The organism is Mesotoga infera, from assembly GCA_011045915.1.
Classification (GTDB): domain Bacteria; phylum Thermotogota; class Thermotogae; order Petrotogales; family Kosmotogaceae; genus Mesotoga; species Mesotoga infera_D.
The window spans coordinates 1-8,036 of record DSBT01000296.1; the positions used below are offsets into that span (position 1 = coordinate 1).

The window sequence follows — 8,036 nt, forward strand, 5'->3', positions numbered from 1 at the left end:
GTAATCATAAGCGACTGCGGAAGAAACACCCTGACTATGTACCCGGATATGTTCAAAGTACCGATGGGTCCGAACAAAGTTCAGATGCTCGCTGATTACGTTCTGGCCGGCGGATCGCTAATCATGACGGGTGGATACGTCGACTTCCAGGGCTTCCAGGGCAAGGGAAACTATCACGGCAGTCCGATCGAGAAAGTGATGCCAGTCAACATGATGGATACAGACGACAGAGTCGAAGCCACCCAGGGGGCCTCGGTTAAGGTATTGAAACCGAATCATCCAATTTTGAAGGGAATAGACACAAAATGGCCGAGATTCCTGGGCTACCAGAAGGTCTTCCCCAAGGAAGGTTCCGAAGTGCTTGCCGAGATTGATGGAGATCCCTTCATCATAGTCGGAGATTCGGGAAAAGGGAGATCAATGGCCTTCATGTCTGATCTCGCCCCTCACTGGGGAATGGAGTTTGTTGCATGGGAATACTACGGCAAATTCTGGCATCAGGCTATTAGCTGGCTGAGCAAAGAGTGATTTGCCAGAAGCGAGGCCGGCAAACTAAAGCGCAAAAAAGATCTTTACCGCTTCAATGTTTCTTACACAATCGATCCGACCATTGAATGCCCCCGGCGAAAACCAATGCCGGTAAGACAAGAGGACACGCAAGTGTGTCCTCTTGTCATCTGATCAGTTGATGAAGAAACTGTCTCTGCCGGCTCCTGGGCAGAGTTCTTGTGTGATTATCTCGAGTTCTTGATCGGCAGTTTGACAGTAGTCGCTACCACTGACTCTTCGTTGCTTACGGAGATTTTACCGCCGTGCAGTTCAATGATTCGCCTGGTTATGTTCAGACCGAGGCCGGTTTCGCCGCCCGCTCCTTTGTTGAAAGCCTTGAAGAGCTCCGCAAGTTTCTCTTCTGCTATCTTGTCTCCGTCGTTCGCGAAACGCACGTTCACTCTGTCCTCTTTCTCGACAATCTCCATTGAGACCTCAATTCTGCTTTTCGCATACCGAATTTGATTAGAGAGAATGTTCTCCACTGCTATTGCCAGCTGTTCTTCGTTTATCTCTGCAGAAACGTCCTTCAATTTAAGGACCCAATCTATATCGTCCCGCTGAAAGGAGAAGCGGCCGACTGTATCCTCTATCAGTTCCGAGAGATTCACCCTCGATGTCTCAAGGTTATGACGCGAAAGGTATTCAAGTCTGGTTATGAAAAGGAGATCCTTAACCCTCAGATCCATTCGCTGAATCTCTTCATCAATAACGTCGATAGCACTGTCCAGACTTCCCCCGGGATAAATACCATCTTTTATTGCCTGCGCGTAACTCCTGATTACCATGACCGGTGTCTTCAATTCATGGGAGATGAACTGAAGCATCGACTGCTGCTCCTTGTCCTGTTCGCTGAGGCTCTTTCTCATGTTCTCAATTGAATCTGCCAACTCTCCTATTTCGTCATTTCTTTTCAAAGCAACAGGCTTATCCCAATTCCTTTTTGAGATCATTCTTACGTCCTCGGAGAGTTTCTTCAAAGGCTTGGTCAAGTATCTTGAGAAGATGATGACAAAGACGAGACTCACTACAGTCATTACTGCCATGACCAGAAGCAATCTCGAGAGAAGAGTCGATGAAAGATTGTTCTTGTAAGTATCCCACATATATGAAATCACTGTGACATCTCTTCCGGAGATCTGGTTTGTGCGGATCACGTAGAAAAGGCTCCTGTCGGTTACTTTCGCTTCGTATCTCTCTGAGAAAGAGGTCTGATTCTCTGCGTTTTCTCTTATCGCTTCGATTACTGGAAGGATTTCCGGTACTATTGTTCCGCTGATGACTATGTCATTTGAACCCGGGGAAGGCGATGGATTGCTCTTTTCAACGTTCTCCTGTGTTCTCCATCTGTTAAGGTAGTAGTCTATCAGATCAAACTCCCGATCGAAAACAATAATGTGTCCTACATCCCTTGCGTTTCGAAGGTTGTTCAGATCAATATCCTCGAAAGGAATGAACCCTCCCTGCAGCTCGATCAGCTTTACTTCCTGAGCGTACTCGATAGCCATATATGCTTCCGCAGTGAAAAAATCCCTTATCGACCACCTAAAAACAATTCCGAGCAGAAGGAACAGAATCGAGAAAACAGCGGCAAAAAGCAGCCAGAGTTTGTCGGAAAGGCTCCACTTCCTCATAGGTTCACGCTCTTATAACCGAATCCATAGACGGTCTCGATCTTGAAATGGGGCATCTTCTTTCTAAGTCTCCGTACAAGATCGTCGACGGCTCTGTCGCTTCCGTAGTGGTCGTAGCCCCAGATCCTGTCGAGAATCTGGTCTCTGGAAAAAGGTTTGCCTTTGCCGTTAATAAAGAGAAGGAGCAGATCAAACTCCATAGAGGTGAGTTCAATGACCTTTGAGTTGCCTTCATCTACCGCCTCTACAACGGATCTTCTTGCCTCGTCGATCGTATAAGGAAAAATAGATATTACTCCGCCCGAGTAGTTGATGCGATCAAGAATCTTTCTTACGCGAATGACGAGTTCTCTGGGAAGAAAAGGTTTGGGCAAGTAGTCGTCGCTTCCCATCTCAAGCCCGACTACTCGATCGATGTCTTTGTCTCTTGCAGAAATGAAGATCACCGGTATCGCCGAATCTCTCTTTCTGATCTCTCGTAGGAGTTCAAATCCGTCGATTCCCGGGAGCATAATATCCAGAATCCAGATATCAGGAGAATCGTCTATTTCGTCGAAAGCATCGCTGCCGTTCTTGAACGACTTGACTTCCCATCCCTCCTTTTCTAGATAGGAAGTCAGCACGCTGTTCAGATTCTTTTCGTCTTCAACGAGATTTATCCTTGTTCCCATGAATCACACCTCTGTGAATTCCACTTTATTCAATAATAATCGATCGCGCTATCAATAGCTAACCGATAAACCGGACTGCATGACATGTCTCATTCCTTTAGCGCAGTCCGGCCCTTAAAAAAGCTAACTTTCCAGAGTAACCGACAAAACGTTATCACGTGCTGCCACAGTCTGTGCCGCTATTTGGCGCCGTTCTCAGGTTATCACGCTCCTTTGCACGTACTGAATGGGGGCGGGTTCAGTATCTATGTCAGACTGTCATCGTAGCTCTTGCCCTGTCAACAGGATGAAAATGATTCAAGGTTTTTGTAGAAGACTAACAGCGATCCACACTCTTCACTGCCACAACTATAGTCTCAACTGCATTGCTGACCCTTGTAACCTGGATCCAGAACTCGGGCGGTTCGTAGCTGCCTCCGGCGGCAGATGTGAATGTGTTGTGATGCTTGTGAACCGGTGTCATGTCGAGCAGCATCACTTTCGTAATCGATTCTCGTTCCCAGGAAAGCAGTGTTTCCTCCAGATCTTCAGGGTCGATCACACGGTTGTCGGTTACGAGACGTGTTTCAGTTCCTTCGATTTCGCTTACCATAACGCTTTTCAAAGAATACAGGCCCAGATCCTTCAGCTTCTGAATAAGGTCGTCCAAAGTCATTTCCGTTCTATCTGAATAACGCTTCTCCTCGCTTGTGACCAACATTTCTTCAACTCCTTGGAGGTCTCTGAAATCTAGTTTCAGTAATATTATAGAAAGCAATATTCGAAAGAATTCGGCAAAAGTGTGGGATATAATGGGATTTGTGGATCCGAGTTTTGCCGGCCAGGCAGTTGCATTGTTTAGGCTTTGCCGTTGCTCTGACTCTCTTGAGGAGGTGTTTTGTGAAAACAATCCTTATCGCCGTTTTGGCTCTCCTTGCTTCAATTTTGCTTGCAGAACCTCTTGGGATAGCGTTTGTCTATGTCGGTTCAGTAGACGATGGAGGCTGGACACAGAAACATGATGAGGGTCGCCAGTATATTGAGAAGGTATTTGGCAATCGGATAGAGACTTCATGCATTGAGAACGTTACCGAAGGCGAACAGGATCTTGAAGTGCTAAGGGGTTTCGCCGAGCGAGAAGTAAGGCTTGTTTTCAGCACGAGCTTCGGTTTTATGGATGATGTTGTAGAAGTTGCGAAGGACTTCCCCGGCACGATTTTCATGCACTGTTCTGGTTACAAGACGGCAGAGAACCTGGGGACTTATTTCGGGAGAATATACGAACCGGCCTACCTTACAGGGCTGATCGCCGGGAAGATGACAAAGAGCGACTTGATAGGATATGTTGCCACTTTCAAGATTCCCGAAGTAATCAGGGGTATAAATGCGTTCGCAATAGGAGTTTCGAAGACGAATCCAGATGCAAAAATTCACGTTATCTGGACCGAGACCTGGTTCGATCCCTCTTCAGAAGAGGAGGCGGCAGACGCCCTCCTGGATCTTGGAGCCGATGTCATCGCCCAGAGCCAGGATTCGCCGGCTGCAGTCCAGGCGGCCGGACAGCGCGGTGTCTACGCTATTGGTTACAACACCGATATGAGCGCCTTCAGTCCAGACACTTTTCTTACTTCTCCCGTATGGGATTGGGGCATCTTCTACGAAAGAATGATAAATGAAGTAATCGATGACAAATGGATCAGCAGTCAGTACTGGGGTGGAATAGGTGACGGGGTTGTCGACATAGTAATGAGCGAGCTAGTCCCGGATGATCTGATGAACCTGGTGAAAAACGAAAGAAAGAGGATAATCGAGAGTGATTATTACCCGTTTGAGGGTCCTTTGATTGATCAGGAAGGAAACACGAGATATTCAAAGGGCGAAACTCCCACAGATGAAGAACTGCTTGCAATGGATTGGTTTGTCGACAATGTCGTTGGCAGCCCAAAGTGACTCTTATCTATTAGTCTGATGGAGCATTCCGACTAAGCTGGTAAGAAATGAGAGCATTTATCCGTTAACGGTCCGCCGTCTAAATATCCGCTGGTAACTCTTGCCAGGAGACGATGATCGCTTTGAAGAGTAAGAACAAGAAGAACATGATGCCGTGCAATGGCCCTTAACAGAAGCGCCAAACAGAGACATTTTACGCAGCCTTGCGGGATGATGAAGTAAGGAGTTTGCACGAGTGACTTGGGATGACAGTCTTCTGTCGCATCGCGTCATTCTGAGATGATCCTACTCAGAATCTAAACGCGAAAAGCGTCCTCAGGAGTATCTAAGAGCCAGTCTGCTAACGCAGGTCAGTTGCACTGCGCGCGGCCAGCTCCGCTGCGTGAGGGAGAACAGTTGCAAGGATACGAATCGCTGTGCGCTTAGAAGCGGATAACCCTTCTGATCGCTGTGAAATACGGTTGACCGTTCAAGATCAGGGCCCCGTTCACCGATAAGATCAGTCAAGAATGAGCATGGTCGAGACCTTCGCTGCGCTCACCAGAAGGCGAGAGATTTACTGCGACAAGGATCGTGATTCTGACCAAGAGCTAGAATGACGGGCTAGATGCTTTCGGAAGAGGAGAGCCTGCGCTGGAATCCACTCACTTAGCCTGCCCTGAGGCCTGCCCCAATGAGCCTGCCCTGAAAATCTCCTGTTCAGGGCTCCTGTTTGGGGGGCCTGTACGGGATCTCGCTCCAGAAACGCTGCATGCTTAAGAACAAGAATCCGCTGATACCCGGTTATTCGTTGTTCGTTCCTGGTTCTTGGCAAGAGCAAGGAATGTGGTTTCTTTTCTAACCATTGTGTTTCTGACGAGAAAAGCTGGTTTGTGAACCTCCAAGGTACAGCGTCCGGCGAAAAGCGGTTTTATCATGCCTCCTCCTGGCGCGTAAGCGTCAGCATCACTTCCCCGGACGATTCAGCGGGCATCACTTCCGAGGGTCCCGTCCGCGACGCGATTTTGGAGGACGGTGGACTGTTGACGGTTGACCTGAGAAGGCCTCCTGCCGAAGGCAGCCTTGCGTCCCCGGATGCTCCTCCGGGCATTGCGACCTGGCGTGGTCTTCGCCAGCCTTGCGTCCGTCGATGGGTTTCGGCGCCTTGCGTCTTATTCCGCCCTTTCCAACCCCCGGCCACGGTCTTCATCACATCAAAGTCCGGATAGAAGGAAGAGCCTATTTATGCTTTCTCAATGGTATTCTTATTTCAAATATGCTTCCTCCGCCGAGGCGGTTTTCGACCGATATCTCACCCTCCAGAGAGCCGACCGTCTCCTTCGCTATGGAGAGGCCCATGCCGCTTCCCGAGCTGTTGTGAGATTCGTCTATCTTGTAGAATCTGTCAAATATCCTTTCCTTCTCCGGGTCATCAATCCCGGGGCCGGAATCGCTGATCTGAATGACCAGTGAACCCTCTCTCTCAAAGGCCTCAACGATTACATCGCTTTTCTCTCTGGTGAACTTGATCGCATTTTCGAGCACGGCCGCAACGGCGACTTTGAGTTTGTCCAGATAGGTCCTGACGACGAGATCTTCATCGGTCTCAACGATTATTCGGACCTCTTTCGATTCGGCGAAAATTCTGTGATACTCTTTCATCTCTTCGAGAAACTCACGAACTCTCACATCCTGAGAAGACATTATCGTCGAGCTATCATTATGTGCCTTTGCCTGCAGCAGAAGTTGGTTGACAACAATCTGCATGCTCCGTGTTGCCCCGTCAATTGCGTCGATCTTGTCTCTCGATTCGCTTTCCAGTGGTCTGCTCTTGAGAAGGTCTACGCTCAGCCTCATAACCGTAAGGGGTGTCTTTAACTCGTGAGAGGCGTCGGCGGTGAAGCGTTGAAGTCTATCATAGCTTTCTCTCAGAGGTGTCAGAACGTACCCTGCTAAGGCTAGACCGACTACCCAGGAGATAGCCGCAACGAGTACTATCAATAGAATCAGTGAAAAGAGAAGACTGGTAGATTTTTCGCTCAGTCCCTCAGTTGATCTTCCTACCCGAAGAAAGAAGACTGGCTGTCCCGCGATGTTTCTAATCGCTCTTGTAAGAATGTTGTACTCAAGTTCCGAGTCGTTGTAATCGATGACCTTTGCCTTCGAAGCCCCTTCGGCGAGCGGCAGATTGCTCTCTATTGTCCCTCCGAGCTGAAGAATACTCTCTCCGTCCGGAGTGACAAACTCGAGGATCTCGTTCTCAGCGGTGAAGAGGTCGAGATTTCCTGAATAGTTCCTAAGCATTCTCTCCAGCGCCATTAAGGGCGCCCTTCCGATTCTTGACTCGATCCTGTCTGCGACTCTGTTCAGGGCGGTTATTTCGGCCCCCCTTTCAAGCCTGAGTGCGAGGACGAAAATGAAGAGGCTCAAGATTGAAACGAGAGAAATGACAATAAGGGTGAAGAAGAGAGTCCATCTCCTCTTTGCCTTCCTGAATGAGAGCCCCTCACCTGTCACTGATTTCATATCCCATTCCCCTGACAGTCTTTATTAGCTTCTTTCTTCGTCCTCCGTCGATCTTCTTGCGGATGTTCTTTATATGGCTTCTGATTACGTCCGACCACAGTTCGTCCTCTTCATTCCAGAGATGCTCCTCGAGCTCACTCTTGGGAACGACCCTGCCGCTGTTCAGCATGAGATATTCGAGAATCTGATACTCCTTCTTTCGCAGTTCTATCTTCTCGTTTCCTCTAATGGCGGTTTTAAGCGACATATCCAGCTCCAAATCTCCCACTTTCAGAACTCTTGAGGGGATTCCGCCGCACTGAGTTCTTCTCAGAAGAGACTGAATTCTGACCACAAGTTCCCGGATATCGAATGGCTTTGGAAGATAGTCGTCGGCCCCTAAATCGAAGCCGTGAACTTTGTCTTCGATGCTGTCCAGAGCGGTAAGCATCAGAACGGGTATTCTGCTTCCCGAATCCCTGATCTTCTCGAGCACCTGCCAGCCGGTGAGCTTGGGGAGCAGAACGTCCAGGACAATAACGTCAAATGGACCGTCAAGAGCCATATAAAGACCCTCTTCCCCATCGACTGCAAGTTCGGCGACAAAGCCCTCTCTTTCGAGAGACTCCTTAAGCAATTTGCCCAGGTTACTCTCATCTTCAACAATAAGAACTTTCATACGCTTTCCTCCACTGTGAAATGATAACAGTCGAAGTGTGAAATGTCTGAGAAAAGGCCTAAGGCTTTCTGATTCACAACCGGAGAAGAA

The 8,036-nt window shown here is 48.6% G+C and carries 7 protein-coding genes; 2 read left to right on the top strand and 5 right to left on the bottom strand.

The annotated features are described in order from the left end of the window. On the top strand, window positions 1-528 hold a 528-nt coding region (locus ENN47_09595; protein HDP78416.1), incomplete at its 5' end, for a cytoplasmic protein. 206 nt (window positions 529-734) lie between these two features. Here the strand turns inward: ENN47_09595 and ENN47_09600 are convergent. The 3 genes from ENN47_09600 to ENN47_09610 all read right to left on the bottom strand — a co-directional run bounded on the left by ENN47_09600 (window position 735) and on the right by ENN47_09610 (window position 3,554). Continuing rightward, window positions 735-2,183, bottom strand: coding sequence for a HAMP domain-containing histidine kinase (locus ENN47_09600; protein ID HDP78417.1), 1,449 nt, complete (start codon window positions 2,181-2,183; stop codon window positions 735-737). Beyond that, window positions 2,180-2,854, bottom strand: a complete 675-nt coding sequence (locus ENN47_09605) for a response regulator transcription factor (GenBank protein HDP78418.1) — start codon at window positions 2,852-2,854, stop codon at window positions 2,180-2,182. The genes ENN47_09600 and ENN47_09605 overlap by 4 nt, the downstream gene beginning before the upstream one ends. 316 nt (window positions 2,855-3,170) lie before the next feature. After that, window positions 3,171-3,554 (bottom strand): hypothetical protein, encoded by a 384-nt coding sequence (locus ENN47_09610; protein ID HDP78419.1) that lies wholly within the window; start codon window positions 3,552-3,554, stop codon window positions 3,171-3,173. Between the two features lie 179 nt (window positions 3,555-3,733). Between ENN47_09610 and ENN47_09615 the strand changes: the two genes are divergently transcribed. Further along, entirely contained in the window at window positions 3,734-4,783 is a 1,050-nt protein-coding gene (locus ENN47_09615) for a BMP family ABC transporter substrate-binding protein (protein ID HDP78420.1), read from the top strand. A 1,218-nt stretch (window positions 4,784-6,001) separates the two neighbouring features. On the opposite strand, the gene ENN47_09620 is transcribed toward ENN47_09615, so the two are convergent. Together ENN47_09620 and ENN47_09625 are read right to left on the bottom strand one after the other, a co-directional pair. Further along, window positions 6,002-7,288 (bottom strand): HAMP domain-containing histidine kinase, encoded by a 1,287-nt coding sequence (locus ENN47_09620; protein ID HDP78421.1) that lies wholly within the window; start codon window positions 7,286-7,288, stop codon window positions 6,002-6,004. Beyond that, complete coding sequence (locus ENN47_09625) at window positions 7,269-7,946, bottom strand: response regulator transcription factor (protein HDP78422.1); 678 nt, start codon at window positions 7,944-7,946, stop codon at window positions 7,269-7,271. Before ENN47_09625 ends, ENN47_09620 begins: the two co-directional genes overlap by 20 nt. Window positions 7,947-8,036: the final 90 nt, after the last annotated feature.

Excerpts from the sequence above, each read along its gene's own strand:
- ENN47_09600 (HDP78417.1), bottom strand. The coding sequence starts at position 2,183 with ATGAGGAAGTGGAGCCTTTCCGACAAACTCTGGCTGCTTTTTGCCGCT.
- ENN47_09605 (HDP78418.1), bottom strand. The coding sequence starts at position 2,854 with ATGGGAACAAGGATAAATCTCGTTGAAGACGAAAAGAATCTGAACAGC.
- ENN47_09610 (HDP78419.1), bottom strand. The coding sequence starts at position 3,554 with ATGTTGGTCACAAGCGAGGAGAAGCGTTATTCAGATAGAACGGAAATG.
- ENN47_09620 (HDP78421.1), bottom strand. The coding sequence starts at position 7,288 with ATGAAATCAGTGACAGGTGAGGGGCTCTCATTCAGGAAGGCAAAGAGG.
- ENN47_09625 (HDP78422.1), bottom strand. The coding sequence starts at position 7,946 with ATGAAAGTTCTTATTGTTGAAGATGAGAGTAACCTGGGCAAATTGCTT.